Origin of the sequence: Pseudolabrys sp., assembly GCF_035943735.1 — a bacterium.
Classification (GTDB): domain Bacteria; phylum Pseudomonadota; class Alphaproteobacteria; order Rhizobiales; family Xanthobacteraceae; genus Pseudolabrys.
Genome location: NZ_DASZBV010000006.1, coordinates 91,091 through 117,797 on the forward strand (window position 1 = coordinate 91,091; position 26,707 = coordinate 117,797).

Annotated in this window: 26 protein-coding genes; 13 read left to right on the top strand and 13 right to left on the bottom strand. The window is 65.6% G+C overall.

The window, feature by feature from the left end; translation table 11 throughout:
- Positions 1–34: 34 nt before the first annotated feature.
- Complete coding sequence (locus tag VGV41_RS03450) at positions 35–862, top strand: sulfite exporter TauE/SafE family protein (RefSeq protein ID WP_326862256.1); 828 nt, start codon at positions 35–37, stop codon at positions 860–862.
- Between the two features lie 9 nt (positions 863–871).
- Here the strand turns inward: VGV41_RS03450 and VGV41_RS03455 are convergent, their stop codons facing one another.
- The 3 genes from VGV41_RS03455 to VGV41_RS03465 form a co-directional block, all read right to left on the bottom strand.
- Positions 872–1,381, bottom strand: a complete 510-nt coding sequence (locus VGV41_RS03455; protein WP_414705057.1) for a TIGR02281 family clan AA aspartic protease — start codon at positions 1,379–1,381, stop codon at positions 872–874.
- Between the two features lie 196 nt (positions 1,382–1,577).
- Positions 1,578–1,757: a DUF1289 domain-containing protein gene (locus VGV41_RS03460; RefSeq protein ID WP_326862257.1), complete on the bottom strand. Its 180-nt coding sequence runs from the start codon at positions 1,755–1,757 to the stop codon at positions 1,578–1,580.
- A gap of 87 nt (positions 1,758–1,844) precedes the next feature.
- Entirely contained in the window at positions 1,845–3,431 is a 1,587-nt protein-coding gene (locus tag VGV41_RS03465; RefSeq protein WP_326862258.1) for a HAMP domain-containing sensor histidine kinase, read from the bottom strand.
- Between the two features lie 165 nt (positions 3,432–3,596).
- Here VGV41_RS03465 and VGV41_RS03470 point away from each other — a divergent pair, with 165 nt between their 5' ends.
- A complete protein-coding gene (locus VGV41_RS03470) occupies positions 3,597–4,208 on the top strand; it encodes a glutathione S-transferase (protein ID WP_326862259.1) in 612 nt (203 codons plus the stop codon).
- 1 nt (position 4,209) lies between these two features.
- Complete coding sequence (locus VGV41_RS03475) at positions 4,210–4,953, top strand: MBL fold metallo-hydrolase (RefSeq protein ID WP_326862260.1); 744 nt, start codon at positions 4,210–4,212, stop codon at positions 4,951–4,953.
- Between the two features lie 21 nt (positions 4,954–4,974).
- Here VGV41_RS03475 and VGV41_RS03480 read toward each other — a convergent pair whose 3' ends face one another.
- The gene (locus tag VGV41_RS03480) at positions 4,975–5,847 is read right to left on the bottom strand and encodes an NAD(P)-dependent oxidoreductase (RefSeq protein ID WP_326862261.1); all 873 of its coding nucleotides are present in this window, start codon (positions 5,845–5,847) and stop codon (positions 4,975–4,977) included.
- Between the two features lie 178 nt (positions 5,848–6,025).
- Here VGV41_RS03480 and apbC point away from each other — a divergent pair, with 178 nt between their 5' ends.
- The 4 genes from apbC (at position 6,026) to VGV41_RS03500 (ending at position 10,991) form a co-directional block, all read left to right on the top strand.
- Positions 6,026–7,159, top strand: coding sequence for an iron-sulfur cluster carrier protein ApbC (gene apbC / locus VGV41_RS03485; RefSeq protein WP_326862262.1), 1,134 nt, complete (start codon positions 6,026–6,028; stop codon positions 7,157–7,159).
- Positions 7,160–7,352: 193 nt separating this feature from the next.
- Positions 7,353–8,441 carry a TRAP transporter substrate-binding protein gene (locus VGV41_RS03490; protein ID WP_326862263.1) on the top strand — a complete coding sequence of 363 codons (1,089 nt, stop codon included), beginning with the start codon at positions 7,353–7,355 and terminating at the stop codon, positions 8,439–8,441.
- A 169-nt stretch (positions 8,442–8,610) separates the two neighbouring features.
- Positions 8,611–9,699, top strand: coding sequence for a TRAP transporter substrate-binding protein (locus VGV41_RS03495; RefSeq protein WP_326862264.1), 1,089 nt, complete (start codon positions 8,611–8,613; stop codon positions 9,697–9,699).
- Positions 9,700–9,905: 206 nt separating this feature from the next.
- Positions 9,906–10,991: a TRAP transporter substrate-binding protein DctP gene (locus VGV41_RS03500; protein WP_326862265.1), complete on the top strand. Its 1,086-nt coding sequence runs from the start codon at positions 9,906–9,908 to the stop codon at positions 10,989–10,991.
- Between the two features lie 76 nt (positions 10,992–11,067).
- On the opposite strand, the gene VGV41_RS03505 is transcribed toward VGV41_RS03500, so the two are convergent.
- From VGV41_RS03505 to VGV41_RS03525, 5 genes are all read right to left on the bottom strand, one after another.
- Entirely contained in the window at positions 11,068–12,729 is a 1,662-nt protein-coding gene (locus VGV41_RS03505; protein ID WP_326862266.1) for a TRAP transporter large permease subunit, read from the bottom strand.
- A gap of 24 nt (positions 12,730–12,753) precedes the next feature.
- On the bottom strand, positions 12,754–13,335 hold the full coding sequence (locus VGV41_RS03510) for a TRAP transporter small permease subunit (RefSeq protein ID WP_326862481.1): 582 nt from the start codon (positions 13,333–13,335) through the stop codon (positions 12,754–12,756).
- A gap of 186 nt (positions 13,336–13,521) precedes the next feature.
- Positions 13,522–14,574: a GTP 3',8-cyclase MoaA gene (gene moaA, locus VGV41_RS03515; RefSeq protein ID WP_326862267.1), complete on the bottom strand. Its 1,053-nt coding sequence runs from the start codon at positions 14,572–14,574 to the stop codon at positions 13,522–13,524.
- 148 nt (positions 14,575–14,722) lie between these two features.
- On the bottom strand, positions 14,723–15,241 hold the full coding sequence (locus VGV41_RS03520) for a hypothetical protein (RefSeq protein ID WP_326862268.1): 519 nt from the start codon (positions 15,239–15,241) through the stop codon (positions 14,723–14,725).
- Positions 15,242–15,368: 127 nt separating this feature from the next.
- Positions 15,369–16,040, bottom strand: a complete 672-nt coding sequence (locus VGV41_RS03525; protein ID WP_326862269.1) for an HAD-IA family hydrolase — start codon at positions 16,038–16,040, stop codon at positions 15,369–15,371.
- Positions 16,041–16,188: 148 nt separating this feature from the next.
- Here VGV41_RS03525 and rpiA point away from each other — a divergent pair, with 148 nt between their 5' ends.
- From rpiA to VGV41_RS03545, 4 genes are all read left to right on the top strand, one after another.
- A complete protein-coding gene (rpiA, locus tag VGV41_RS03530; RefSeq protein ID WP_326862270.1) occupies positions 16,189–16,887 on the top strand; it encodes a ribose-5-phosphate isomerase RpiA in 699 nt (232 codons plus the stop codon).
- A gap of 22 nt (positions 16,888–16,909) precedes the next feature.
- A complete protein-coding gene (locus VGV41_RS03535) occupies positions 16,910–17,431 on the top strand; it encodes a DUF2059 domain-containing protein (RefSeq protein WP_326862271.1) in 522 nt (173 codons plus the stop codon).
- Between the two features lie 51 nt (positions 17,432–17,482).
- Entirely contained in the window at positions 17,483–18,868 is a 1,386-nt protein-coding gene (gene gor / locus VGV41_RS03540) for a glutathione-disulfide reductase (protein ID WP_326862272.1), read from the top strand.
- Positions 18,869–18,953: 85 nt separating this feature from the next.
- The gene (locus VGV41_RS03545) at positions 18,954–20,342 is read left to right on the top strand and encodes a class II 3-deoxy-7-phosphoheptulonate synthase (protein WP_326862273.1); all 1,389 of its coding nucleotides are present in this window, start codon (positions 18,954–18,956) and stop codon (positions 20,340–20,342) included.
- Between the two features lie 51 nt (positions 20,343–20,393).
- Here the strand turns inward: VGV41_RS03545 and VGV41_RS03550 are convergent, their stop codons facing one another.
- Positions 20,394–20,885, bottom strand: a complete 492-nt coding sequence (locus tag VGV41_RS03550) for an ureidoglycolate lyase (RefSeq protein WP_326862274.1) — start codon at positions 20,883–20,885, stop codon at positions 20,394–20,396.
- Between the two features lie 220 nt (positions 20,886–21,105).
- Between VGV41_RS03550 and VGV41_RS03555 the strand changes: the two genes are divergently transcribed.
- Together VGV41_RS03555 and VGV41_RS03560 are read left to right on the top strand one after the other, a co-directional pair.
- Positions 21,106–22,050 (top strand): omptin family outer membrane protease, encoded by a 945-nt coding sequence (locus VGV41_RS03555; protein ID WP_326862275.1) that lies wholly within the window; start codon positions 21,106–21,108, stop codon positions 22,048–22,050.
- A 69-nt stretch (positions 22,051–22,119) separates the two neighbouring features.
- Positions 22,120–23,883 (top strand): NAD+ synthase, encoded by a 1,764-nt coding sequence (locus tag VGV41_RS03560; protein ID WP_326862276.1) that lies wholly within the window; start codon positions 22,120–22,122, stop codon positions 23,881–23,883.
- Positions 23,884–23,994: 111 nt separating this feature from the next.
- Here VGV41_RS03560 and VGV41_RS03565 read toward each other — a convergent pair whose 3' ends face one another.
- The 3 genes from VGV41_RS03565 to maiA are packed head-to-tail and all read right to left on the bottom strand — an operon-like array spanning position 23,995 to position 26,694.
- Entirely contained in the window at positions 23,995–25,080 is a 1,086-nt protein-coding gene (locus VGV41_RS03565) for a DUF2865 domain-containing protein (protein WP_326862277.1), read from the bottom strand.
- 38 nt (positions 25,081–25,118) lie between these two features.
- Positions 25,119–26,009 (bottom strand): DMT family transporter, encoded by an 891-nt coding sequence (locus VGV41_RS03570; RefSeq protein WP_326862278.1) that lies wholly within the window; start codon positions 26,007–26,009, stop codon positions 25,119–25,121.
- A gap of 49 nt (positions 26,010–26,058) precedes the next feature.
- Entirely contained in the window at positions 26,059–26,694 is a 636-nt protein-coding gene (maiA, locus tag VGV41_RS03575; RefSeq protein ID WP_326862279.1) for a maleylacetoacetate isomerase, read from the bottom strand.
- Positions 26,695–26,707 lie beyond the last annotated feature (13 nt).

Consider the following 26,707-nt stretch of genomic DNA (forward strand, 5'->3'; position numbering starts at 1 on the left):
TTTCCGCGTCGCAGGGCGCTCCGGGATTTCCGCCGTGCTGGGCTATCCGATCAGCGAGATCACTCTCCTTGCCGGCTGGATCGTCGGCGCCGGCGTCCTCGTGGGCATCCTTGCCGGCCTGTTCGGCATCGGCGGCGGGGCGATCATCGTGCCCGTTCTCTATGAGGTCTTTCGCGTGCTCGGCGTGCCCGAGGATGTGCGGATGCAGCTGTGCATCGGCACCTCGCTCGCCATCATCGTGCCGACGACGATTCGCTCCTACTTTGGGCACAAGCAACGCGGCGCCGTGCTCGTGGAAGTGTTGCGCTTGTGGTGGCTGCCGGCGGTCGGCGGCGTCGTCCTCGGCGCGATCGCCGCAAGCTTCGCGCCGGCGGCGGTGTTCAAGATCGCCTTCCTGCTGTTTGCCCTGTTCATCGCCGCCCGCATGCTCTGGGGCACGCATCGCTTCAGCCTCGGCAAGGAATTGCCCGGGCGCAGCCTGCAGTCCTTCTATGGTTTCCTCACCGGGCTGTTCTCGTCGCTGGTCGGCGTCAGCGGCGGCTCGATCTCCAATGCCGTGCTGACCTTCTATGGCGTGACGCTGCAACAGGCGGTCGCGACCTCGTCCGGGCTCGGCGTTCCGATCACCATCGCCGGCACGATCGGCTACATGATCGCCGGTTGGTCGTACCGTCCCGAACTGCCGCCGCTGTCGATCGGCTTTGTCTCGCTGATCGGCGTGGTGCTCATGGCCCCGGTGTCGAGCTTCACCGCGAGTTGGGGCGTCCGGCTCGCCCACTGGCTGCCGCGGCGCAAACTGGAGATCGCCTTCGGCGTTTTCCTACTGCTCGCCGCCGGACGGTTTTTCGTCAGCCTGCTTTGAGCGCGGCGCTCACGGGTAGCCGCGCATGCGCAGTTTGTCGCCGCGCACCTCCCAGCTTTCCAGCCGGTTGAGGAAGCTCATGCCGAGCAGGTTATTGTGCAGCTGGCCGTGTTGCACGACCAGCGCCGGCACCTGCCGTTCGGTCAGGTTGCCGACGGCGAGCCGGTCGAGCGTCACCGGCGCGGCGCGGGTGCGGCCGTTCGCGGTGTCGAGCTTGACCGTATAGTCGAGCACCTCGATCGGCAGCCCCGCCGCCCGCGCGGCTTCCTGCGTCAGCACCACGGCCGTGGCGCCGGTATCGATCACCATCGCCACCTTGGCGCCATTGATGTGGACCGCCACGGCGAAATCGCCGCGCCGGCCGCGTACGACCTCGGCATTGCGTCCGTGCCCGGCGACATGGCCCGGCATCAATTCGGCGATCACCTGATCTGCCGCCTGGCGCAGCTCGAGGCGGTAACTGTAGCCGACGACCAGCAGGAGGCCGACGACGACCCAGAACAGGGCGGCCTCGATCACAGACGACAGCCGGTCCTTGAAGATCACCAGCAGCAGGCCGCTGGCGCAGACGATGAGCGCCGCCTTCAGCGTCAGCGCGCTGACGTCATGCCGCAGCAGGTTGGTGATGGCGTCCTGATCGCTGCTCGCAATCAAGGCGGTCAGCGACATCGCGACGCCGAGGACGAGTGACCAGGTGAGACGCCGGCTCACGCGATCACCCCGCAGTCGCGACCGGGCCGCGCGCGGCGCGTTGCGCCAGTTCCGCCATGATGCGCGCCCGCTCGGCCTCGCTCATGCTTCCCCAGCGGGCGATTTGGTCGAGCGTGCGGCCGCAGCCGAGACAAAGCCCGCTGCGGGCGTCGAGGGTGCAGATTTTGACGCAGGGTGTTTGCATAAGCGGGTGACTGAGCTTCGAATCCGCAGTGACCATAATCGGCGCGCACGGGAAGGCAATCGCGCGATTGTCGCAACGTGGCGCGCATCAGGTCCCGACACGGAACAGGGGGCGGCGGCTGAGGCGGCGCTTCTCTTCCGGCGTCAGGACCGGCGCATTCGGCGCAAGCGGCGGCGCCGCCTGTTCGGAAATCGGCGCCATGGCGGCCACCACGCGCTCCGGCGGGAAGGTCACGATGACTTCGGTGCCGATCCGCAGCTTCGACTTGAGCTGGAACGTGCCGCCATGCAGGTCGACGAGGCTCTTGGCGATCGGCAGGCCGAGGCCCGCGCCCTGTTCGGCCGACTTGATCGAGTTGGAGCCCTGGCCGAAGGAGGCGAGCACGACCGGAATTTCCTCTTCCGGAATACCCGGCCCGGTATCCTTCACGCTCATGTACTGGCCGCCCGACGCCGTCCAGCCGACCTTCAGCCAGATCTCGCCGCCTTGCGGCGTGAACTTGATCGCGTTCGACAGGAGGTTCAGGCAGATCTGGCGGATCGCGCGCTCGTCCGCCCACAGCCGCGGCAATTCGGTCTCGAACATCTCGTGGATGGTGATGCCGCGGTTGGTGGCGCGCAGCTTCAGGAGGTGGTGGCAGTCCTCGACGATGCCGGGCAGCGATACGGATTCCTCGTTCAATTCGTAGCGTCCCGCCTCGATGCGTGACAGATCGAGGATTTCGTTGATCAGCCCGAGCAGGTGCACACCGGAGTTATGGATGTCGGCGGAATATTCCTTGTAGGCGGGGATCGAGTGTTCGCCGAATACCTCGGTCTTCATCACTTCGGAGAAGCCGAGAATGGCGTTGAGTGGCGTGCGCAGCTCGTGGCTCATTTGCGCGAGGAATCGCGACTTGGAAATGTTGGCGGCCTCGGCGCGCCGGCGCGCCTCGTCGGAGATGGCCTTGGCCTGTTCCAGTTCGCCGATCAGCGCGTCCTTCTCCGCCCGCGCCTCGAGCGTGGCGAGGCTGGTCGAATAGAGCCGGTAGGCGAGCACGGCGAAATAGCCCTGCGCCGTCACCGCCATCACCGCCAGGATCGTCGAGCGCAACGTGCCCTGCAGGGCGAAGTCGAGCGCTACGGCCGAGCTGACCGGGAAGGTCGCCGCGAAGGCCGCGATCGGCAGGCTCGAGGCCACCATGCTGGAGACGGCGACCACCAGCAGCATGACGAAGAGCATGAACGTGCTCGAGCTCTCGTCCCAGCCGATCGGATGGATGAGAACGAACATCCAGGCGAGGCCGTAGAAGAGGTCGAGAATGATGAAGCGCGTGCGCGCTGCGTGACTGGAAACCTCGCTCGCGGGCGTGTCGAGAAACTGCCGGCACTTGGTAATGATGACTGCATGAATGACGAGCACCGACGCCGTCCAGGCGCCGGCGGCGACCGCGCCGGTCCACAGCGCGGACAACAGGCCGAGAGTGGCGACTAGCAGGAGGATGACCAGCGATGCCGAGAGCCGCGTCTGCGCATAGAGCCGCAGCAGTTCGACATCGAACGCCGGTCGCGTGCCGCTGGACGAAGTCAGCCGATCGCGCGCCTCGCGCACGTATTGGGCCGCGAGCCGCCGCTTCACCGGAGAAGTCTCCGGGGGCAGGGCGCTCAGATCGGGCTGTTCGCCGGGAATGGGCATAATCGACGCGATGCTACGGATCGGAGCCTGACCCTCGCCGATAATCCTTAAGACCAAGCTTAAGAGGGTCCTAAAGCGCCTGGTTAACGAATCTTAACCGCGGCTTTGACAGCGCCGGTGCGCCATGGTCGGTTTGGCGCAGGCGATGGGGATCGGGGACCGTACATGAAGCTCTACGACAGCAGGTTGGCGCCCAATCCGCGCCGGGTTCGCATTTTTCTCGCCGAGAAGGGTATCGAGGTGCCGACCGAGCAGGTCGACATGATGGCGAAGCAGCACCTGACGCCGGAATATACGACCATCAACCCGCTGCAGCGCATGCCGGCCCTGGAGCTCGACGACGGCACGATCATTTCCGAGTCAATCGCCATCTGTCGCTATTTCGAGGCGCTGCGGCCGCAGCCGGCGCTGTTCGGTACCGGCGCCGAGGAGATCGCCATCGTCGAAATGTGGAACCGACGCTGCGAGCTCAACCTCTTGTTCACGGTCGCGCACGTCTTCCGCCATACGCATCCAGCGATGAAGGAGCTGGAAGTGCCGCAGGTGCCCGCCTGGGCAGAGGCCAACCGGCCGCGTGTCATCGACTTCCTGCGCATCCTCGATGCCGAGCTCGCCAGGCACGCGTTCGTCGCCGGCGATCACTACAGCGTCGCGGATATCACTGCCTTGTGCGCGATCGATTTCATGAAGCCGACGCGCATTGCCGTGCCGGACGAATTGGTGAATGTGAAGCGCTGGCACGCCGAGGTCGCGGCGCGGCCGAGCGCGAAGGCGTGATATGAAGCTCACCATCGTCGGCAGCGGCGACGCCTTCGGGTCGGGAGGGCGCAGCAATACCTGCTTCTGGCTGGAGACGGCGCGCGGCACGCTGGCCGTCGATTTCGGCGCCTCGGCGCTGCCGGCGCTGAAGGCGCTTGCGCTCGACCCGAACCGTATCGACGCCGTGGTGCTGTCGCATCTGCACGGCGATCATTTCGGCGGCTTGCCGTTCCTGTTGCTCGATGCGCAGTTCCTGTCGCGGCGCGAGCGGCCGCTCTTGATCGCCGGACCGCCGGGGACGCGCGCGCGGCTCGACGCGCTCATGGATGTGTTCTTCCCCAGGTCGACCGGGTCGAAGTGGAAATTTGCCTGGAGCGTGCAGGAGATCGCGCCCGGGGTGGCCGACGCGGTGCTCGGCCATGCGATCACGACGGCCGAAGTGGTCCACCAGTCCGGCGCCCCGTCGACGGCGCTGCGCCTTTCGGACGGCGACAGGGTGTTCGCCTATTCGGGCGACACCGAATGGACGGAGGCGCTATTGCCGATCGCGCGCGGCGCCGACCTCTTCATCTGCGAATGCTACGCCCATGCCGGAAAACTGACCGGCCACATGAGCTGGGAGATCCTGAAGGAGCGGCTCGGTGACCTCGGTGCAAAGCGGACCATGCTCACGCACATGAATCCGACCATGCTCGCGCGCCTCGACGAGGTGCGGGCAGGGGGTGTCTTGCTCGCCGAGGATGGACGGAAACTGGAGTTCTGACGCCAGCCGCCTCGTGCGCGGCTACTGCCGCTCCAACCGCGCCAGCAGCGCCGAAGTGTCCCAGCGCTTGCCGCCCATCTTTTGCACCTCGGCGTAGAACTGGTCGACCAACGCGGTCACCGGGAGGCTGGCGCCGTTCTTGCGCGCCTCACCGAGACAAATACTTAAGTCCTTGCGCATCCAGTCCACCGCAAATCCGTGGTCGAACTTGCCCGCCACCATCGTTTTGTAGCGGTTCTCCATCTGCCAGCTCTGCGCGGCGCCCTTGGAAATGGTGGCGATGAGCTTCTCGACGTCGAGGTTCGCCTTCTTGGCGAAGTGCAGCGCTTCCGAGAGCCCCTGCACCACGCCCGCGATACAGATCTGATTACACATCTTGGCAAGCTGGCCGGAGCCCGGCGCGCCCATCAGATTGCAGGCGCGGGCGTAGGCATCGATCACCGGTTTGGCCTTGTTGAACACCGCTTCGTCGCCGCCGCACATCACGGTCAGCACGCCGTTCTCGGCGCCGGCCTGGCCGCCGGACACCGGCGCGTCGACGAAGTCGAAGCCGCCTTTCTTCGCCGCATCGTAAAGCTCGCGCGCGATCTCGGCGGAGGCGGTGGTGTGGTCGACGAAAACCTGTCCTTCGGTCATGATTCCGAAGGCGCCGTCCTTGCCGAGCGTGACCTGGCGCAGGTCGTCGTCGTTGCCGACGCAGCACATCACGAAATCCTGGCCCTGCGCTGCGGCCTTCGGCGTTGGCGCCGACTTGCCGCCGAACTGCTTGACCCAGGCGTCGGCTTTGCTGGCGGTCCGGTTATAGACGGTGACCTCGTGGCCGCCCTTGGCCTTGAGATGCCCGGCCATCGGGTAGCCCATCACGCCCAGGCCCAGAAACGCCACCTTCGCCATCGTCGTTCTCCCTCGCGTTGTCGGCCGAACCTTGTCCGGCAGCCGTTGCCGCAATAGGTCATCGCCGGATGCGGCGCGTCAACCGGGTTTTATGCGCGGATTGACCCGCCTGCGGTCCCGCCTATGGTGGCCGCGCCCGGGTGGCGCCATCCGCGGCAAACATCAAGGAACGGACATCATGGCGGTCGGCAATGAACAGGTTTTGGCAGCCCTCGCGCAGGTGGCGGCGCCCGACGGCAGGCCGCTGACCGAGGCCGGCGTCATGTCGGACGTGCTGGTCAGCGACGGCAAGGTGTTCTTCTCGCTCACCGTCGATGCCGCCGCGGTCAAGGCGTGGGAGCCGGTGCGCCAGCGCGCCGAGGACGCGGTCAAGGCGGTGCCCGGGGTGCAGTCGGCGCTGGTTGCGCTCACGGCCGAAAAGGCCGGTGGGGCCAAGCCTGCTCCGGGCGGGCGTCCGGCCGCGGCGCCGCAGCAGCGCCCCCATGCGCACCCGGCCGACAAAGCGCAGCCGGGCATTCCCGGCGTCGACGCCATCATCGCGGTTGCTTCCGGCAAGGGCGGGGTGGGCAAATCGACCACGGCGGTCAACCTCGCGCTCGGGCTGCGCGATCTGGGGCTGAAGGTCGGGGTCCTCGACGCCGACATCTACGGGCCGTCGATTCCGAAGCTGTTCGCGATCAAGGAGAAACCGCAGACGATCGGCGGGAACCGGCTCAAGCCGATCGACCGTTACGGCCTCTCCGTGATGTCGATCGGGTTCCTCGTCGATGAGGACACGCCGATGATCTGGCGGGGGCCGATGGTGATATCGGCGATCACGCAGATGCTGCGCGAGGTCGAGTGGGGCAAGCTCGACGTGCTCGTGGTCGACATGCCGCCCGGCACCGGCGACGCGCAACTGACCATGGCGCAGCAGGTGCCGCTGAAGGGCGCCGTCATCGTCTCGACGCCGCAGGATCTGGCGCTCATCGATGCGCGGCGCGGCGTCGCCATGTTCCGCCGCGTCAACGTGCCGGTGCTCGGCGTAGTCGAGAACATGAGCTACTTCCTGTGCCCCGAGTGCGGCACGCGCTCCGACATCTTCGGTCACGGCGGCGCGCGGCACGAGGCCGAGCGGCAGGGTGTGGCGTTCCTCGGCGAGGTGCCGCTGCACATGACGATCCGCGAGAAGTCCGATGCCGGATTGCCGGTGGTGGCGACCGAGCCGGATGGGCCGCACGCGAAGATCTATCGTGAGATCGCGGAAAAGGTGCTGGCGCAGATCAAAGGCGGGCCGCAGCGCGCGGCGCCGAAGATCGTCATCGAAGCGTAAGCGCCGTCTCCGGAATTATGCGCGGTAGCTGAGTGCGCCGCGGGCGCCGATCGACGCGCCCGCTCAATCCTGCATGGCGTGCATGCTCTGTGTGCAACCGATGCCTCTGGCATCGGCGGCCCCGACCTGCTTTGTCACGCGCAATCCGCCGGTCCCGGCGGGCATCTCAGAAAAAACCGGAGTTTGGAATTCAATGAAACGCCGACAATTTTTGGGCGCAGCCGGCGCGGGTCTCGCCGCGACGGCCGTCGCGAAGCCGGCCATCGCGCAATCGGCTCCCGCCGTGAAGTGGCGCCTGACCTCGAGCTTCCCGCGTTCGCTCGACACGATCTTCGGCGCGAGCGAGGTGTTCGCCAAGGCGGTCGCCGAATCCACCGACAATAAATTCCAGATCCAGACCTTCGCCGCCGGCGAGATCGTGCCCGGCCTGCAGGCCGCGGACGCCGTCGGCAACGGTACCGTCGAGATGGCGCACACCGCGTCCTACTACTACGTCGGCAAGGACCCGACCTTCGCACTGTTCACCGCGCAGCCGTTCGGCCTGAACTCGCGCATGCAGACGTCGTGGATGTATTTCGGCGGCGCGCTCGATCTCGCCAACAACTTCTTCAAGAAATACAATTTCATCGCCTTCCCGGCGGGCAACACCGGCACGCAGATGGGCGGCTGGTTCCGCAAGGAGATCAAGACCGTCGACGATCTCAAGGGATTGAAATTCCGCACCGCCGGATTGAACGGTCAGATCTTCAGCAAGATGGGCGCGGTGCCGCAGCAGGTCGCCGGTGGCGATATCTACCCGGCGCTGGAGAAGGGCACGATCGACGCCGTCGAGTGGGTCGGTCCCTATGACGACGAGAAGTTCGGCTTCTATAAGGTCGCGAAGTACTACTATTACCCGGGCTGGTGGGAAGGCGGCGCGATGCTGCACAACTTCATCAACCTGGACAAATGGAACTCGCTGCCGAAGGCCTATCAGGAGATCGTTCGCTCTGCCTCGGATAGGGCGCATGTGTGGATGCAGGCGAAGTATGACGCCGTCAATCCGCAGGCGCTCAAGCGTCTGGTCGCGGACGGCGCGCTGCTGCGTCCGTTCCCGCAGCCTGTGATGGAGGCGAGCTACAAGGCCACCCAGGCCACCTACAGCGAGGTCGGCGCCAAGAACGCCGAGTTCAAGAAGGTGCTCGACAGCATGGTGGCCTTCCGTGGCGACGCATACCTGTGGTGGCAGGTCGCCGAACTGGGCTTTGACGCCTTCATGGTGCGGATGCGGGCCCACGGCTGAGCCCCGGGGCTGCAGCCTGGCTAACCAGCCCCGCCGGGTGGCCCCGGCGGGGTTTTTCATTGCTTTCCGACAATTGGTTTTCCCCCGTTGGCGGTCTATCCTTACCGACAGCCGAGGCCGAATCTGAAGCAGTCCGGCCCCCGAAAAGGGGATTCCAAGGGAGGACACAATGAAAAGACGCGAATTTCTGAAGACCGCGGGCGTAGGCCTCGCGGCAACCGCCGTCGCTGCGCCGGCCATCGCGCAGTCATCGCCGTCGCTCAAATGGCGCATGACCGCGAGCTGGCCCAAGTCGCTCGACACTTTGTTCGGCGCCTGCACGACCGTGGCCAAATACGTATCGGAGGCCACCGACGGCAAATTCCAGATCCAGACCTTCGCCGGCGGCGAGATCGTGCCGCCGCTGCAGGCGCTCGACGCCGTGCAGAACGGCACCGTCGAAATGGGTCACACTGCGATGTACTATTACATCGGCAAGGACCCGACCTGGGCGCTGTTCTGCGCCTTCCCGTTCGGCCTCAATTCGCGTCAGCAGAACGCCTGGTTCTACGACGGCGACGGCCAGAAGCTGATCGACGACTTCGCCGGCAAATACAATTGCAAGGCGCTGCTTGCCGGCAACACCGGCTGCCAGATGGGCGGCTGGTTCCGCAAGGAGATCAAGACGGTCGACGATCTCAAGGGCATCAAGATGCGCATCGGCGGCTGGGCCGGCAAGACCGTGTCCAAGCTAGGCGTCGTGCCGCAGCTCATCGGCGGCGGCGACATCTATCCGGCACTCGAGAAGGGTGTCATCGACGCGGCCGAATGGGTGGGCCCGTACGACGATGAGAAGCTCGGCTTCTATAAGGTTGCGAAGTACTATTACTATCCCGGCTGGTGGGAAGGCGGCACGACCAACCACATGTTGATCAATCTAGCCAAGTGGAACGAGCTGCCGAAGAGCTATAAGGCCATCCTCGAGGCGGCCTGCGGCTTCGCCAATGTTGAGGAGCAGGCGCGCTACGACTCGCGCAACCCGCAGGCGCTCAAGCGTCTGGTGGCCGGCGGCACGCAACTGCGGCCGTTCAGCCTGCCGATCATGGAAGCCTGTCTCAAGGCGTCCAACGAGGTGAACGCCGAGGAGTCGGCCAAGAACCCGAACTACAAGAAGGTGCTGGAGGCGATCGCCGCTTACCGCAACGACGAGTATCTGTGGTGGCAGGTCGCCGAATACGGCTTCGACAGCTTCCAGATCCGCACGCGCAGCCGCAGCTGAGACCGCGGTCGCGTCAGGAGCCAGAGGCCGGCCTTCGGGCCGGCCTTTTTTGTCGGTGCGCGCGGTAGCCGCCTACTGACAAGCTCCGGGCAACCGGTGCAGACTGGCTCAACCGGCGACGTTCTGTCGCGGGCAAGGCCATCGGCCAATAAGAGCGGCACCGCAAGCAGCGTCAGCCCCACGAAACAGACAAGGGAGGCAATGAAATGAAGCGTCGTGAATTCCTGAAGACATCGGCCATCGGCGCCGCCGCGGCGGCGACCGTTGCGGCGCCTGCCATCGCCCAGTCGATGCCGGAGCTGAAGTGGCGCCTGACGGCGAGCTGGCCGAAGTCACTCGACACCCTGTTCGGCGCGGCCGATGTCTTCGCCAAATCGGTGGCAGAAGCGACCGACAACAAATTCCAGATCCAGACCTTCGCGGCCGGCGAGATCGTCCCGGCGCTGCAGGCGCTCGATGCCGCCTCGAACGGCACTGTCGAGATGGCGCACACATCATCCTACTATTATTTCGGCAAGGACCCGACCTTCGCCTTCGGCACCTCGGTCGCCTTCGGCCCGAACCAGCGCCTGAACCAGGGCTGGTACTACAGCGGCGGCGGCAAGGAGGTGCTCAACGACTTCTACAAGAAATACAACGTGACCATGCGCCTGTGCGGCAACACCGGCTGCCAGATGGGCGGCTGGTTCCGCAAGGAGATCAAGACCGTCGACGACCTCAAGGGCCTGAAATTCCGGATCGGCGGCTTCCCGGGCCGCGTCATCCAGAAGCTCGGTGGCGTGCCGCAGTTGCTAGGCGCTCCCGACATCTATCCCGCGCTGGAGAAGGGCGTCCTCGACGCGGCCGAGTGGGTCGGCCCCTACGACGACGAGAAGCTCGGCTTCTACAAGGTCGCGAAATACTATTATACGCCGGGCTGGTGGGAAGGCGGATCGATGATCAACCTTTTCATCAATAACGATAAATGGAACGCGCTGCCGAAGCATTACCAGGCGATCGTCGAGCACGCGGCGGCTTACGCGAACGACTGGATGATCGCGCGCTACGATCTGCAGAACCCGCCTGCGCTGAAGCGGCTGATCGCCAACGGCAGCCAGCTGCGCGCCTTCTCGCCGGCGATCATGGAGGCCTGCTGGAAGGCGGCGCATGAACTGCACGATGAGATCGCGAAAACCAACGCCAGTTTCAAGAAGGTCTACGAGTCGATGGAGGCCTTCCAGGGCGCGGCCTATCCCTGGTTCCGGGTGGCCGAACTGAACTACGACTCGTTCATGATCCGCCATTTGAGCTAATCGCCCGTTGCAAAAGAGAAAGCGCCCCGAAGCCTCCCGCTTCGGGGCGCTTTCTATTTTTGCCCCTGCGACGGCGTTATTTTGCCGGCGGGCCGAAGTCGAGCGGCGGCAATTCGACCTGCGGGATATCGATCTTCACCTTGTTCGGGTCGATCTTCGACTCCGCGCCCTTGTAGTGCATCACCATCGCCGGGAACGAGATCACCAGAAGCACCATGATGACCTGAATGACCACGAACGGCATGGCGCCCCAGTAGATCTGTCCGGTGGTGATGCCCTCGGTGCGCTTGCCGGTGACGCGATCGAGGTACGGATCACGCGGCGCCACCGAGCGCAGATAGAATAGCGCGAAGCCGAACGGCGGATGCATGAATGAGGTCTGCATGTTCACGCCGAGGATGACGCCGAACCAGATCAGGTCGATGCCGAGGTGTTCGGCCGCGGGGCCGAGCAGCGGAATGACGATGAACGCCAGTTCGAAGAAGTCGAGGAAGAAGGCGAGCACAAAGACGAAGGCGTTGACGAAGATGAGGAAGCCGATCTGGCCGCCGGGCAGGGAGGTCAGCAGGTTCTCGACCCAGATGTGGCCGCTGACGCCGTAGAATGTGAGAGAGAACACGCGCGCGCCGAGCAGGATGAACACGACGAACGAGGAGAGCTTGGCCGTCGATTCGACGGCCTGACGGACGAGATCCCAGGACAGCCGCCGCTTGATGCCGCCGAGGATTAATGCGCCGGCCGCGCCCATGGCCCCGCCTTCGGTCGGCGTGGCGACGCCGATGAAGATCGTGCCGAGCACGAGGAAGATCAGGAACAAAGGCGGCACCATCACGAAGGTGGTCTGCTGCGCCATGTGCGAGAGGAAGCGGAATCCGATGAACCGGGCCGTGAGCCAGTTCACGACGGCGGTACCGAACGCAAAGACGATGCCGAAGAACATGCAGAGCACGACGAAGTCGGCGCCGTGCGCGTCGGGATAGAAAAAGCCTTCGGCGCGATAGCCGATGACGGCGCTGACGACCGCGAGTATGCCGAGAGAGGTCAAGCCGCGGCTGCCGTTCGCCTCGCGAAATCCGACGGCTTCGGCCGGCAGGCCCGGCGTCGCCATCGGATAGATCATCGAGACGAGGAAGACGTAGAAGGCGTACATGGCCGAAAGCACGAGGCCCGGGATGAAGGCGCCTTCGTACATGTCGCCGACCGACCGGCCGAGCTGGTCGGCCATGACGATCAGCACGAGCGAGGGCGGGATGATCTGCGCCAGCGTGCCGGAGGCCGCGATGACGCCGGTGGCGACGCGCCGGTCGTAGCCGTAGCGCATCATGATCGGTAGCGAGATCAAGCCCATCGAAATGACCGAGGCGGCGACCACGCCGGTGGTCGCGGCGAGCAGCGCGCCGACGAAGACCACGGCGTAAGCGAGGCCGCCGCGCACCGTGCCGAACAATTGTCCGATCGTGTCGAGCAGGTCCTCGGCCATGCCGGAACGCTCGAGCACGAGGCCCATGAAGGTGAAGAACGGGATCGCGAGCAACGTGTCGTTGCTCATCACGCCGTAGATACGGTCGGGCAAGGCCTGCAGGAAGTTCGGCGCGAACTGCCCGAGTTCGATGCCGACGATGCCGTAGAGCAGGCCGACGGCGCCGAGCGAGAAGGCCGCCGGGTAGCCGAGCAGCAGAAACACGACCAGGGAGCCGAACATAATCGGCGCCATGTTCGCGATGAAAAATGCCTCCATGCGACCCCCGGACCCTGCTCGGAACTAGTGCTTTGCCATCGCCTCGATGATCTCTTCGGCCTCGAGCTCGAGCGAGCTCTTCTGCGCCGCGTGCGGGTCGTCCATCAGCCCGCGCATGATCGCGATCCGCTTGATCAATTCCGAGATGCCCTGGATGAACATCAGGCCGAAGGCGACCATGATCAGGCCCTTCGAGGGCCACTGCGGCAGGCCGCCGGCGTTCAGCGATTGCTCGTCCTGCCCGTACGACACGAGGAAGAACGGCACGCTGGTCACGATCAGCACGATCGTCAGCGGCAGCAGGAAGAAGGCGTGGCCGACGACGTCGATCCAGTCGCGCACGCGCTTCGGCAGCATCTGGTTCACGATGTCGATGCGGATGTGCTCGTTGGCGAGCAGCGTCCACGGCGAGCACAACAGGAACACGATGCTGAACAGCACCCATTGCAGCTCGAGCCAGGCGTTCGACGAGGTGTCGAACACCTTGCGGACGGTGGCGTTGACCGCCGAGACGATGACCGCGCCGAGGATCAGCCAAGCGAGGTATTTGCCGAGCCACGTGTTGATGGCATCGATCGTCCGCGTGAGCGGCAGCAACGCCTTCAGAACTGTGTCGAGGGCGCTCAAGACGATACTCCCCTCAGCGCGCCGGCCTGCGACCGGCGGGTTATTTTTGCTTTATGTCCCCACGGCTTGGCTCCCCACAGCCAAGCGAGCCACCTAATCCGATCGGGGGCTTTGCCGTCAATGGCAAATTGGGCTGGGCTGTGCGGCCGGCAGTGGGCCGGCGATTCAACCGCCGGTCACGCTCATATGCCGGGCGACGGCCGGCCGCTGGTGCTGCCGGTCGATGACGAAATCATGGCCCTTCGGCTTGCGGCCGATCGCCTCGTCGATGGCGGCGTAGAGCGGCACGTCGCTTTCCGATGCACGCAGCGGTGTACGCAGGTCGGCGGCGTCGTTCTGGCCGAGACACATGAACAACGTGCCGGTGCAGGTGATCCGCACGCGGTTGCAGGATTCGCAGAAGTTGTGGGTGAGGGGCGTGATGAAGCCGAGCCGTCCGCCCGTTTCCTTCACGCGCACGTAGCGGGCCGGCCCGCCGGTCCGATAGTCGATATCCTCGAGAGTATAGCGCTCCGCCAGCCGCGCGCGCGCCAGCGACAGCGGCAGGTACTGGTCGACGCGGGATTCGCCGGTTTCGCCGAGCGGCATGACTTCGATCAGCGTGAGGTCCATGCCGCGGCCATTGGCCCACGCCGTCATGTCGGCGAGTTCGTCCTCGTTCACGCCCTTCAGCGCGACCGCGTTGATCTTGACCTTCAAGCCTGCCTTCTGCGCCGCGTCGACGCCGGCGAGCACCTTGCCGAGATCGCCCCAGCGCGTAATTGCGCGGAATTTGTCCGGATCGAGCGTGTCGATCGAGACATTGATGCGGTCGACGCCGCAGTCCTTGAGCTGTGCAGCATACTTCTCGAGTTGCGAGCCGTTGGTGGTCAGCGTCAGTTCCTTGAGCGCGCCGCTCTTGAGGTGTCGCGACAAAGATTCAACCAGGGTCATGATGCCGCGGCGTACTAGTGGTTCGCCGCCGGTCAGGCGCAGCTTGGTCACGCCTTTGGCGATAAAAGCGCTGCACAGCCGATCGAGCTCCTCCAGCGTGAGCAGGTCGGCCTTGGGCAGGAACGTCATGTGTTCCGACATGCAGTAGACGCAGCGGAAGTCGCAGCGATCCGTGACCGAGACGCGCAGATAGGTGATGGCGCGGGCGAACGGGTCGATGAGCGGCTGCGGCGCGGCGGCCGCGCGATCGAGAACAATCGCCGAATTCGTGTCCGTTGCTGCCATTCCGGGTTCCCGGGCCGTTTTTGTCGTCTTCTCCGCCAGATATAGGAATTATGGCGGGCAAAGGCCATAGCGCGCGGCGGGACTCTATCCGAAAGGAAACGGCCCGCATTGGCATGCGGGCCGTCGGCAATTCGCGGTATTCGAGAGCTTAGCGCTGCGGCGGCGGCGGGGCCGACGGCCACGGCGACCCAGCCGGGGCGGGCGCTGCAGCGGCGGGAGCCCGCGCGGGTGCGGCTGCCGCCGGCTTGGCCGCGACAGGCTTCTTCGGGGCCGGCTTCTTCGCCACCGGCTTGCGCCGGACCGGCTTCTTTTTCACCGGCTTCGGCGGCGGCGGGGCAGGGGTGAGCTCGGCGAGGACCGGGTTCGGCCGCAGTTGCGGCGGCGAGCCGGCCATGTTGATCACCTCGAGCTGGTCGCTCTCCGGCTGATAACCGTCGAGGGTGAAAGTGACCGTGAGCGGCGCATCCGCCGGCAGGGCCAGCGCGCAGGGCGTGCGGCAGGTCTGGCCGTTCGACGTCTTGGCCTCCGCCCCCGGGGGCTCGGACTCGAAACGCACCGTGTCCATCACCGGACCGGGCTTCAAGGCGTCGAGATTGAGGAATTCGCTGTTCGACGAGCACGCCGCAAGAGCAAGCGCACCGCCAACGATCGCAATCACTCGATACATATCAGAGTCGTCCCCACGCCAGGTGCACACCGCCCGCCCGGCGGCAAGATACGAACCTTGTCATATCCAAGCAATATTCAGGATGCCATTAACCTTACCGCGTTAACCATAATTGCGGCCGCCCATTTTACGCGCGCGCGAGCGCCGAGATCTCGCCCGGCAACTGGGTGAAATGGCTGATCACCCGATCGGGCCCGAATTCGATAACCGGCCGCTCGCTGTAGCCGAAATCCACTGCAATCACGGGAATTCCGGCCGCTTGCGCGGTGCGGATGTCGGTAGCGGAATCGCCGATCATAACCGCGTTCTCCGGCGTGCCGCCCGCGCTCGCGATGGTGCGGCGCAGGACTTCCGGATCGGGCTTTTGAATGCCGAACGTGTCCTGGCCGCAGATCGCCGCGAAGCGGCCGACAAGGCCGAGCTCGTTCAGAAGCAGAACGGACAGCGCTTCGAGCTTGTTGGTGCAGACGGCAAAGCTATGGCCACGGGTGGCGAGGACGTCGAGGGCGTCGATCAAACCGGGGAAAGGGCGCGAGCGCACCGCGATGTGATCGGCGTAGTAGGCCAGAAAATCGCCGAACAGCCGGTCGAGCAGTTCGGACGTGACCGCGCGGCCTTCCGCTTCGAGGCCGCGCACCAGCATGGCCTTGGCGCCGCCGCCGATCATCATGCGTGCATCGTCATACGGCACGGGCGGCATGCCCTCGCGTTCGAACACGACGTTGAGCGTGTCGACGAGATCGGGAGCGGTGTCGACGAGCGTGCCGTCGAGGTCGAAAACGAGGAGCGGAAGCGGCATGGGGGGCCTCGCTACCTGCCGTCGGCAGGGCTGGCAAGCCCTTTCGCGGTTAAGGCTGAGCGCCGATTTTCGGCTATTCAGGCCCGCCAATCGAGGCTAGATAGGCGGCGATCAGCCCCGATCCTCAACGAATGCCCTGCCGGTGCCCATGAACGCCGAGCTTCAGAAACGCGCTGCCGCGGCCAAGGCTTTGGACTTCGTCCGGCCGGGCATGCGGCTCGGGCTCGGCACCGGTTCGACTGCCCGGCATTTCGTCGAGCTTCTCGGGGAGCGGGTGCGCAACGGCCTCGACGTGATCGGGGTCCCTACCTCTGAGGCCACGCGCGACGACGCCCAGCAATGGGGCATTCCGCTCGCCACGCTCGACGAACTGCCCGAGCTCGACGTCACCGTGGATGGCGCCGACGAGATCGCGCCCGATCTGACGCTGATCAAAGGCGGCGGCGGCGCCCTCCTGCGCGAAAAGATCGTGGCGGCGGCCTCGGCGCGCATGATCGTCATCGCCGACGAGAGCAAATGCGTGCCCGTCCTCGGCCGTTTCCCGCTGCCGGTGGAGATCGCGCCTTTCGGTGCCGGGGCGACGTTGCGGGCGGTGCGGACGGCCATCGACGGCCTCCAGACGGCCGGCCCGCTCGATTTCCGCAAGCGGCGCGACGGCCATGCTTTCGTCACGGATGGTGGCCACTGGATCGTCGACGCGGCGCTCGGCCGGATCGAGGATCCGGCCGCCCTTGCGCGCGCGCTTGCGGGCGTTCCGGGTGTCATGGAGCACGGACTTTTCATCGGGCTTGCCGCGATGGTCATCGTCGGCGGACCTGATGGCGTCAGAACGATCGAGCGACGCTGAGGCCTCGACCAATGGAGATAAGATGAAAAACGTCATGCGAGCGATAAACCGCACGCTGTCGACCGGCGCCCTGGCGCTCGCGCTTGCGGCGACTTCGCCGGCGGCCTTTGGGCAGGGGGCCAAGCCCTCTGCCGCCGCGCTGGCGACGGCGAAACAGCTCGTCACCGCGACCGGCGCGACCGCGCTGTTCAGTCCGCTGATCGCCGGCGTCATCGAACAGTCGAAGCTCCTTTACCTGCAGCAGAACCCGATGCTGCAGAAGGATCTCAACGAAATCGCCGCGAAGCTGCGGACGGACCTCTCGCCGAAGTTCGTCGAAATCACCGACGAAGTGGCGCACGAATACGCGACGCATTTCACCGAGCCGGAGCTCAAGGCCATTCTGGCCTTCTATGAGACTCCGGTCGGCAAGAAGCTGCTGCAGGAGCAGCCGACGGTCGCGAACGAAAGCATGAAATTCGCGCAGGATTGGGCCAACAAGCTCTCGACGGAAGTGACGGCCAAGATGCGCGACGAGCTCAAGAAGCGCGGTCATCCGATGTGATGCCAGCGCCGGACGGTTCCGGCGCATGCTCTTTTAGGCAGGATGCAGGCAATGGCTGAGCGCGACGTCGACCTGTTCGTGATCGGTGCGGGCTCGGGCGGCGTGCGGGCGGCCCGTATCGCCGCCTCCTACGGCGCGCGGGTGATGATCGCCGAGGAATTTCGCGTCGGCGGCACCTGCGTCATCCGCGGCTGCGTGCCGAAGAAGCTTCTGGTCTACGCATCGCGCTTCGCCGACGATTTCGAGGACGCCGCCGGTTTCGGCTGGAGCGTCGAGAAGCCGGTCTTCCACTGGCCGACCTTGATCGCGAACAAGGATCGGGAGATCGATCGCCTCGAGGCGGCGTACAAGTCGACGCTCGAACGCTTCAAGGTCGAACTGGTCAAGAGCCGCGCCATCTTCGAGGATGGGCACACCGTGCGCCTCACCGCCAGCGGCGCCTGCGTGCGCGCCAGGAATATCCTGATCGCCACCGGCGCCTGGCCGCATTACGGACCCAAGATCCCCGGCCTCGAGCACGTGATTTCTTCGAACGAAGCGCTGCATCTTGAGGAGTTGCCGCGGCGCATCGTCATCCAGGGCGGTGGCTACATCGCTGTCGAGTTCGCCTGCATCTTCGCCGGCCTCGGCAGCAAGGTGACGCTCGTCTATCGCGGCGAGAACATCCTGCGCGGCTTTGATGACGACGTACGCGAGCACCTGCGCAATGAGATGCGCACGCGCGGCATCACCGTCACCTGCGGTCATACCGTGACCGCGATCGATAAGCAGGGCGACGAATTCGTCACCCATCTCTCCGACCAGACACAGATCGCCGCCGACAAGGTGATGTTCGCGATCGGCCGCCGACCCAATGTGATGGGGCTCGGTCTCGACAAGATCGGCGTCAAGATCCACGAACACGGCGGCATCGAAGTGGATGCCTATTCGCAAACATCGGTGCCGCACATCTACGCGGTCGGCGACGTCACCAACCGCGTCAATCTGACGCCGGTGGCGATCCGCGAGGGCCACGCCTTCGCCGATACGGTCTTCGGCAACAAGCCGACGCGCGTCGATCACGCCGACGTGCCGACGGCGGTGTTTTCCGAGCCGGAAGTCGGCGTCATCGGCTTGACCGAGGCGCAGGCGCGCGAGCAGCTCGAGGTGGTCGACGTCTACAAGACCTCGTTCCGGCCGATGAAGGCGACCCTGTCCGGCCGCCAGACCCGGTCGTTCATGAAGATCCTCGTCGACGGCATCAGCGGCCGCGTGGTCGGCTGCCATCTGGTCGGTCCCGACGCGGGCGAATTGATCCAGCTCCTCGGCGTGGCGGTCAAAATGGGGGCGACCAAGGCCGACCTCGACGCCACCATGGCCGTGCACCCGACAGCGGCCGAGGAGCTCGTCACCATGCGCGAAAAGGCCATGACCTGGCGGCGCCAGGCGGCCGAATAGGGCCTGCATTCGACCGGCTGAAATTGTGGTAACGGTGGGCGGGGGTCGTGTATAAGGCCGCCCGAAGCCGTTGGAGTATGCTGAAATGTCCGAGCGTTGGACGCCCGATAGCTGGCGCAAGAAGCCGATCCAGCAGGTTCCCGAGTACCCGGACCTGCGGGCGCTCGACGACGTCGAGAAGCAGCTCGCGACCTTTCCGCCGCTGGTTTTCGCCGGCGAGGCTCGCAGCCTGAAAAAGCAGCTCGCCCGCGTTGCCGACGGCCAGGCTTTCCTGCTGCAGGGCGGCGACTGCGCCGAGAGCTTCGCCGAGCACGGCGCCAACAACATCCGCGACTTCTTCCGCATGTTCCTGCAGATGTCGGTCGTGCTCACTTATGCGGCCGCGTTGCCGGTGGTGAAGGTCGGCCGCATCGCCGGCCAATTCGCTAAGCCGCGCTCCTCGCCGGTCGAGAAGCGCGACGGCATCGAGCTGCCGAGCTATCGCGGCGACATCATCAACGACGCCGCCTTCACGCCGGAGGCGCGCATGCCCGACCCGCGCCGGCAGGTCGAGGCCTATCGCCAGTCGGCGGCCACGCTGAACCTGCTGCGCGCCTTTGCGCAGGGCGGCTACGCCAATCTCGCCAGCGTGCGCCAGTGGATGCTGGGCTTCGTCAAGGACAGTCCGCAGTCGCGCCGTTACGTCGAATTGTCCGATCGCATCGGCGAAGCGCTCGAGTTCATGCAGGCTTGCGGCCTCGACCTCGAGAGCCATCCCGAGCTGCGCACGACCGATTTCTACACCAGTCACGAGGCGCTGCTTCTCGGCTTCGAGCAAGCGTTCACGCGCGTCGATTCCACGACCGGCGACTGGTACGCGACCTCGGGCCACATGCTGTGGATCGGCGACCGCACCCGTCAGCTCGATCATGCGCACATCGAATACGCGCGCGGCATCAAGAATCCGCTCGGGCTCAAGTGCGGGCCGTCGAGCAAGCCGGACGACCTGCTGCGCCTGATCGACATCCTCAATCCGGACAACGAGCCCGGGCGGCTGACGCTGATCGTCCGCATGGGCGCCGACAAGATCGGCGATTCCCTGCCGACCCTGATCCGCGCCGTGAAGCGTGAAGGCCGCCGCGTCATCTGGTCGAGCGACCCGATGCACGGCAACACCATCACCTCGGCGAGTGGCTACAAGACGCGGCCCTTCGATCTCATCATCAAGGAAGTGCGCAGCTTCTTCGAGGTGCATCAGGCCGAAGGCACCTATGCCGGCGGTGTGCATCTGGAGATGACCGGCCAGAACGTCACCGAGTGCACCGGCGGCGTGCGCCAGATCACCGACGAGGATCTCAACGACCGGTATCACACGGCCTGTGATCCGCGACTCAACGCCGAGCAGGCGATCGATCTCGCCTTCCTGCTGGCCGGACTGCTCAAGAAGGAGCGCTCGAACCGCGTCCAGCCGATGCCGGCGGCGGCAGGGCTTTAAGCGCGACGTCCGTTTCAGACGCTGCCAAAATGACGCCTGCCGCGATCTCACTCACGCGGCGGGCGTGATGACGCACTCTTCCGCCAGGATCGCCTCGCCGAAATCGCGCGAGTTGGTGTCGGTGTTTTCGAGGTTGAGGAACATCGCCTCGTCGTGCGTGAAGTGCGGGCCGGCATGCCACGTGCCGACATGCAGTTTGACGATGCGATCGCCGGGGATGTGGAAGGCCGCGACTTTGTCCAAAGTCACGGTGTTACCTGGCGCGGCGACGCCGAGATACCAGTCTTTGCCGCCGATGGCACCGAGACATTGGCTCACGCGCATGTGGCGGGCCATCTTGCCGAAGCTCAGGCCCCGCAGGCGCTGGTGCATGATACGCAAGACCGGCTCGCCGTTCGTCAGCACCAGCGGCACGTGGCCATGTTCGGTGTGGGGCGTATAGGGGTTCGAGCGATCGAATTGCTCGCCGGTCCGCCGCGGTTCGATGACCTCTCCGAACGGCGCGAAGGTCTCCGGTCGCAGTTCTTGCGCGCGCACGAGCATGGCGTCCCTCGGCCTCTGTCGAGGACATAGAAGACGACGGGCGCGCATTCGGTCAAGATCGCCGGCCGTTTACTTTCAGCAGGCGTTTACGCTAGCGGCTGCGCCTTATCGGTTCATTAGCGATGCGGCGCGTTCCTTGCAGAACCCGCTTAAATTGTAACGTCTGCGCAAAGCCTTCCCGCAACACTTGGGCCCCATGGATGGGCGACGGGAAGTGCACATGGTCAAATCCGCGGCAATACTGAGCCTGATGACGGCGATCCTGGCCGGCGGCATCGGCGCGGCTGCCGCCAATCCGTTCATCCTCGAGCCGGAGAAGCCCGCCTTCACCGCGACCGTCGGTGGCCGTTACTGGTACGGCATGGGCTCGACCAGCAAGGACCTCTACGGTCTCACCCGCGACACGCTCAACTCGCGCCTGACCTATAGCGGGCTGCAGTCGCACTCGCTCGAATTGTACGGCCGCATCGATCACGACAGCGGCCTGTTCTGGAAGGGCTATATCGGCGGCGGCCTGCTCACCAAAGGCAGTCTGCAGGACGAGGACTTTCCGCCGGCGCTCACGCCGTACTCCAGCACGAACAGCACGCTGCAGAACCAGTCGCTCGCCTACATCGACACCGATATCGGCGGCGCGATCCTGCGCGGCCGCGACTTCCGCCTCGACGGCTTCGTCGGCTATCACTACATGCACTGGCGCCTGAAGGCGTTCGGCTGCACGCAGACAGCGGGCAACACCAGCGTCTGCACGCCCTCGATTCCCGACAGCACGGCGGTGATCGTGGAGGACGACACCTGGCAGGGCGTGCGCGTCGGCCTCAACGCCGACCTCCCGATCTACGACAAGTGGCGCATCGATCTCGAGGGCGCCTACCTGCCTTACGTCTGGCTCAGCGGCAGCGACAATCATCTGCTGCGCACCGACTTCGCCGGCCCCATCCCGCAGAGCGGTCACGGTTGGGGCTACCAGCTCGAGGCGATCCTGTCCTACCAGCTCACCGAAGCGATCAGCCTCGGCCTCGGCGGCCGCTATTGGCACATGCAGAGCCAGGGCACGGCCGACTTCACCGACGTCGCCGCCGGCGGCACGGCCCAGCCGCTCGACTTCAAGGCCGACATTTACGGCGTCTTCTTCCAGGGCAGCTACCGCTTCGACAACCTCTGACCGGAACGCCGGGCAGGTCCCGGCCATTCCCCATTGCCCGGCACAAGGCCGAGGCGGTACAGGTTGGCCATGGCCGCAGCATCCACATCCCAGCGTCTGGCGATCGCCGTCGCGCAACTCAATGCCACCGTCGGCGACGTTGCCGGCAATGCGGCAAAGGCGCTGCGCGCCCGCGACGAGGCAGCGGGGCAGGGCGCCGACCTCGTCGTCTTTCCGGAATTGTTCATCGCCGGGTATCCGCCCGAGGACCTGGTGCTGAAGCCGGCCTTCCAGGCCGCCTGTCGCGCGGCGATCGAGAGCCTGGCGCGGGAGACTGCGTCCGGCGGGCCGGCGCTGCTCGTCGGCACGCCGTGGGTCGACAACGGCAAGCTTTACAACGCGGTCGCGCTGCTCGACGGCGGCGCCATTGCCGCGCTGCGCTACAAGGTCAACCTGCCGAACTACGGCGTCTTCGACGAGAAGCGCGTGTTCGAGCGCGGGCCGGTGCCCGGCCCGGTGAATTTCCGCGGCGTGCGGCTCGGCATTCCGATTTGCGAAGACATCTGGACGGAAGAGTCGGCGACTTACGAGAACGTCGTCGAGTGTCTCGCCGAGACGGGCGCCGAACTGCTGATCGTGCCGAACGGATCGCCTTACTGGCGCAACAAGAGCGACGTGCGCCTCAATATCGCGGTGGCGCGCGTCACCGAGCAGAACCTGCCGATGGTCTACGTCAACGAGATTGGCGGGCAGGACGAGCTGGTGTTCGACGGCGTGTCGTTCGGTCTGAATGCCGACCGCTCGCTCGCATTCCAGCTCGGCGCCTTCGTCGAATGCGTCGCGACCACCAGTTGGGTGCGCAGCGGCGACACCTGGCGTTGCGAGGGCGGTCCGGTGGTGCACAGCGTCGAGGCCGACCAGGCGGACTATGCGGCCTGCGTGCTGGGCCTGCGCGACTACGTTAACAAGAACGGCTTTCCCGGCGTCGTGCTCGGCCTGTCGGGCGGCGTCGACTCGGCGCTGGTCGCGGCGATGGCGGTGGATGCGCTCGGCGCCGAGCGGGTGCGCTGCGTGATGCTGCCGTACCGCTTCACCTCGCAGGAATCGCTCGACGATGCTGCGGCCTGCGCGCGGGCGCTCGGCGTGCGCTACGAGACCCTGCCGATCGCCGCGGCGGTCGAAGGCTTCGAGGCGGCGCTGAAGCCGGCGTTCTCCGGTCTGCCGCGCGACGTCACCGAGGAAAACCTGCAGGCGCGTGCACGCGGCACGCTGCTGATGGCCATCTCCAACAAGTTCAATCTGATGGTCGTGACCACCGGCAACAAGTCGGAAATGTCGGTCGGCTACGCGACGCTCTACGGCGACATGAACGGCGGCTTCAATCCGGTGAAGGACCTGTACAAGACGGAGGTCTTCCGGTTGGCGCGACTACGAAACGAATGGAAACCGCACGACGCGCTCGGGCCCTCCGGCCTGGTGATCCCGGAGAACATCATCACGCGGCCGCCGAGCGCCGAATTGCGCGAGAACCAGAAGGATGAGGATTCGCTGCCGCCTTACGCCGTCCTCGATCCGATCCTCGAACGGCTGGTCGAGCGCGAGGAGCCGATCTCGGCGATCGTCGCAGCCGGTTTCGAACGTGAGACGGTCGCACGCATCGAGCGGCTGCTGCACATCGCCGAATACAAGCGGCGGCAGGCGGCGCCCGGCGTGAAGGTGACCTTGAAGAATTTCGGCCGCGATCGCCGCTATCCGATCACCAACCGCTTCCGCGATCCCGGCACGCCGCTGCCGATGCCGGATGTCTCGCTCGTCACCGGCAAGCCGGCGCGCAGCGAAGCCGCGGACGTGTAGCGCATTCATGACGACCGGCTGACATGTCTCCGCTCATTGCCGCGACAGCGGGAATCCGGCGCCGATTCACAATTGGGTCTCCGCTTTCGCGGGGACGAGCGGGACACAGGGTCAATTCGACGGCAGGAACGTCGGCCCGACCGTGCGCACCTTGCGCTTGGTCGGATCGACCTGGCCGGGCGCGTCGGCGAGCGCGGATCGGGTGGACTCCGATTGGGTCGCCTGCGGCGTCCCCGCCTTGATCGGCTTGCCGTCGGCGCCGCGCGGCTGCGAGAAGCGCTTGGCGTTTTCGTCGGTCACGACCACATCGCCCGGCTGCACGGTGTTGTCCGGGCCGAGCGCCTTGAGCGCCTCCGACCAACTCTCGCCGGGACGGCGGCAGCCGCAGGCCGGGCTGATCGCCTTGCGATACTGAAAGGCCGCCGGCAGCTGCGAATAGGGGTGGCCATCCAACGACACCGCCTGCGTCATGTCCTCGCCGGGGTTGTGATAGACGAAGAGTTGCGCCTGTGCCGCCGGGCATTCGCGCTGGCAGGTTTGCGCATCTTCCTGGAAATGGTCGGGCGTGGTGGCGAACGAAATGGGGAAATAGTAGCCGTCACACGTGCGCACACAGACCGTGCGATAGGTGCTGCCCATGGGCTGCGGCGCGTTGCCGATGTTGTTGCCGCCGGCGCCGCCGGGCCCGCCTTCGCTGCCGGGCAGGCCGCCGAACAGGCGGTCGAAGAAGCCGCCCTGCTGCCCCTGGATCGCCGCAGAGCGGTACTGCGGCCCACAGTTGTTCTGGCCCAGCGCGATCAGCAGCGACTGCCGCTGCGCCGCGCGCTCGGTGGTGCCGCCCTGCGCCTGCTCGAGCTGCACCTGCACCCGGTCGAGCGCATTGCGCGCCTGGTCGATCTGCCGGTTCAGATTGCCGCATTGCGGTGGTGGATTGGAGAAGATCGAGAAGAAGCCCGAGCGCTCGCAGCCCATCTGGCGGGCTTGCGATACCAGCCGGTCGACCTGGAATTGCTGCTGGTGCACCGCATCCTCGAAGCGGCGCAGCTGCTCGGCGCGGCCCGGATCGTTGTTGCCGGCATCGAGCGAGGTGAGCTGGGCGACGAGAGCCTGGCAGTTCGGACCGGGCGCCTGCGCGACGGCGGCGGCGGTCCAGGCGAGCGCGATGGCGGCGGCGGCGGTGGTAGTGAGTCCCCTCATGGCCGGCACCTTAACTGCTTAATTGTGGCGCTGCGAGGTCACGCCAGAGCCTTGGCCTGCGCGCTTTCCGCGCGCAGGTTCCAGACCACCCCCGCGATGATGATGATGGCGCCGATGAAGACGAAGACGTCCAGCGTCTCGCCATAGAGCAGCCAGCCGACCACCGCGATCAGCGGAATGCGCATGAAATCGAGCGGCACCACCAGCGTGGCGTCGCCGGAGCGGAACGCATTGCTCAGGCAGTAATGCGAGGTGACGCCGCCGATGCCGAGCCCGATCGCCGGCAGGATGTTGTGCGCCTGGAAGTGCGTGAACGCCGAGAGGTCGCTGCCGAACAGCGACAAGGGAAACTGGATCACCGCCATCCAGAACACGATACCGATCGTGCTTTCGGTCGTGGTCAGCTGCTTGGTCGTGATCATGGTGATGGCGTAGCCGAACGCCGCCGCGAGGACGAGAAACGCGGCCGGCTGAATGCTGGCGATGCCGGGCCGCAGGATCACCAGCACGCCGACCAGCCCGAGCACCACCACTCCGGCGCGGCTCTTCGACATTTTCTCGCTCAGCAGCCAGACGGCGAGCAGCGCGGTCCAGGCCGGCATGGTGAATTCCAGCGCGAACACCATGGCCAGCGGCAGCATGGTGACCGCGTAGGCCCAGGCGAATTGCGAGACGTAGTGGACGATATTGCGCAGCAGATTGAGCTTCATGCGGCGCGGCCGCGCCGCCGCGCGCAATTCCGGCCGCACCAGCAACAGCAGCACCACCACGACAAGCACCGCGCCGCTGCGGATCGCCAGGATTTCGAAGATCGTCAGCCCGCCGCGCGAGAGTTCGCGGATCGACACCGCCATCAGCGAGAATGACAGCAGCGTGCCGGTCATCCACAGCACGACGCGCAGGATGTTGGTGGAGGAGGTCGTGGTCACGGAGGTGCTGCCGGAATTGAAGGGGCAGGGCGCCGCGCGATGATGGCGCTCACTCGGCGTCCGGCTGGTTTTCCGGCCGCGCTCTGTCGAAGGCGGGCAGTTTCAGGCAGGCCGTCTCCACCGCCACAATTTTGGGGAACTGGTCGAGCGGCACCTTCAGCCGGCGCGCGTTGAAGACCTGCGGGATGAGGCAGGTGTCGGCGAGGCTCACGTGCGCACCGCAAGTATAAGGGGCGGGCGAGATCATCGCCTCGATCGCCTTGAAGCCCTCGATGACCCAGTGGTGGTACCAGGCGTCGATCTCGGCCTGCTCGTGCTTCATCGCGCGCTTGAGGTACTGCAGCGCGATCAGGTTGTTGAGCGGGTGAATGTCGCAGGCGACCATCTGCGCGATGGCGCGCACCTTGGCGCGCGCGAGCGCGTCGGCCGGCAAGAGCGGCGGTTCCGGCGCGATGTCGTCCAGATACTCGATGATCGCCAGCGACTGCGTCAGGACTTCGCCGCTGGACAAGGCCAGCGCCGGCACGCGCTCCTGTGGATTGACGGCATGGAATTCCGGCTTGTGCTGCTGGCCGCCATCCTTGGTGAGATGCACCGCGACCATCTCGTAGGGCAGGCCCTTGAGATTGAGCGCGATGCGTACGCGATAGGCGGCGGAGGAGCGGAAGTAGGTGTAGAGTTTCACGCGATGGTACCCC

Coding starts and splice junctions, on each gene's coding strand:
- VGV41_RS03460 (WP_326862257.1), bottom strand. CDS start 1,757: ATGCAAACACCCTGCGTCAAAATCTGCACCCTCGACGCCCGCAGCGGG.
- VGV41_RS03465 (WP_326862258.1), bottom strand. CDS start 3,431: ATGCCCATTCCCGGCGAACAGCCCGATCTGAGCGCCCTGCCCCCGGAG.
- VGV41_RS03470 (WP_326862259.1), top strand. CDS start 3,597: ATGAAGCTCTACGACAGCAGGTTGGCGCCCAATCCGCGCCGGGTTCGC.
- VGV41_RS03475 (WP_326862260.1), top strand. CDS start 4,210: ATGAAGCTCACCATCGTCGGCAGCGGCGACGCCTTCGGGTCGGGAGGG.
- VGV41_RS03480 (WP_326862261.1), bottom strand. CDS start 5,847: ATGGCGAAGGTGGCGTTTCTGGGCCTGGGCGTGATGGGCTACCCGATG.
- apbC (WP_326862262.1), top strand. CDS start 6,026: ATGGCGGTCGGCAATGAACAGGTTTTGGCAGCCCTCGCGCAGGTGGCG.
- VGV41_RS03490 (WP_326862263.1), top strand. CDS start 7,353: ATGAAACGCCGACAATTTTTGGGCGCAGCCGGCGCGGGTCTCGCCGCG.
- VGV41_RS03495 (WP_326862264.1), top strand. CDS start 8,611: ATGAAAAGACGCGAATTTCTGAAGACCGCGGGCGTAGGCCTCGCGGCA.
- VGV41_RS03500 (WP_326862265.1), top strand. CDS start 9,906: ATGAAGCGTCGTGAATTCCTGAAGACATCGGCCATCGGCGCCGCCGCG.
- VGV41_RS03505 (WP_326862266.1), bottom strand. CDS start 12,729: ATGGAGGCATTTTTCATCGCGAACATGGCGCCGATTATGTTCGGCTCC.
- moaA (WP_326862267.1), bottom strand. CDS start 14,574: ATGGCAGCAACGGACACGAATTCGGCGATTGTTCTCGATCGCGCGGCC.
- VGV41_RS03520 (WP_326862268.1), bottom strand. CDS start 15,241: ATGTATCGAGTGATTGCGATCGTTGGCGGTGCGCTTGCTCTTGCGGCG.
- VGV41_RS03525 (WP_326862269.1), bottom strand. CDS start 16,040: ATGCCGCTTCCGCTCCTCGTTTTCGACCTCGACGGCACGCTCGTCGAC.
- rpiA (WP_326862270.1), top strand. CDS start 16,189: ATGAACGCCGAGCTTCAGAAACGCGCTGCCGCGGCCAAGGCTTTGGAC.
- VGV41_RS03535 (WP_326862271.1), top strand. CDS start 16,910: ATGAAAAACGTCATGCGAGCGATAAACCGCACGCTGTCGACCGGCGCC.
- gor (WP_326862272.1), top strand. CDS start 17,483: ATGGCTGAGCGCGACGTCGACCTGTTCGTGATCGGTGCGGGCTCGGGC.
- VGV41_RS03545 (WP_326862273.1), top strand. CDS start 18,954: ATGTCCGAGCGTTGGACGCCCGATAGCTGGCGCAAGAAGCCGATCCAG.
- VGV41_RS03550 (WP_326862274.1), bottom strand. CDS start 20,885: ATGCTCGTGCGCGCGCAAGAACTGCGACCGGAGACCTTCGCGCCGTTC.
- VGV41_RS03555 (WP_326862275.1), top strand. CDS start 21,106: ATGGTCAAATCCGCGGCAATACTGAGCCTGATGACGGCGATCCTGGCC.
- VGV41_RS03560 (WP_326862276.1), top strand. CDS start 22,120: ATGGCCGCAGCATCCACATCCCAGCGTCTGGCGATCGCCGTCGCGCAA.
- VGV41_RS03565 (WP_326862277.1), bottom strand. CDS start 25,080: ATGAGGGGACTCACTACCACCGCCGCCGCCGCCATCGCGCTCGCCTGG.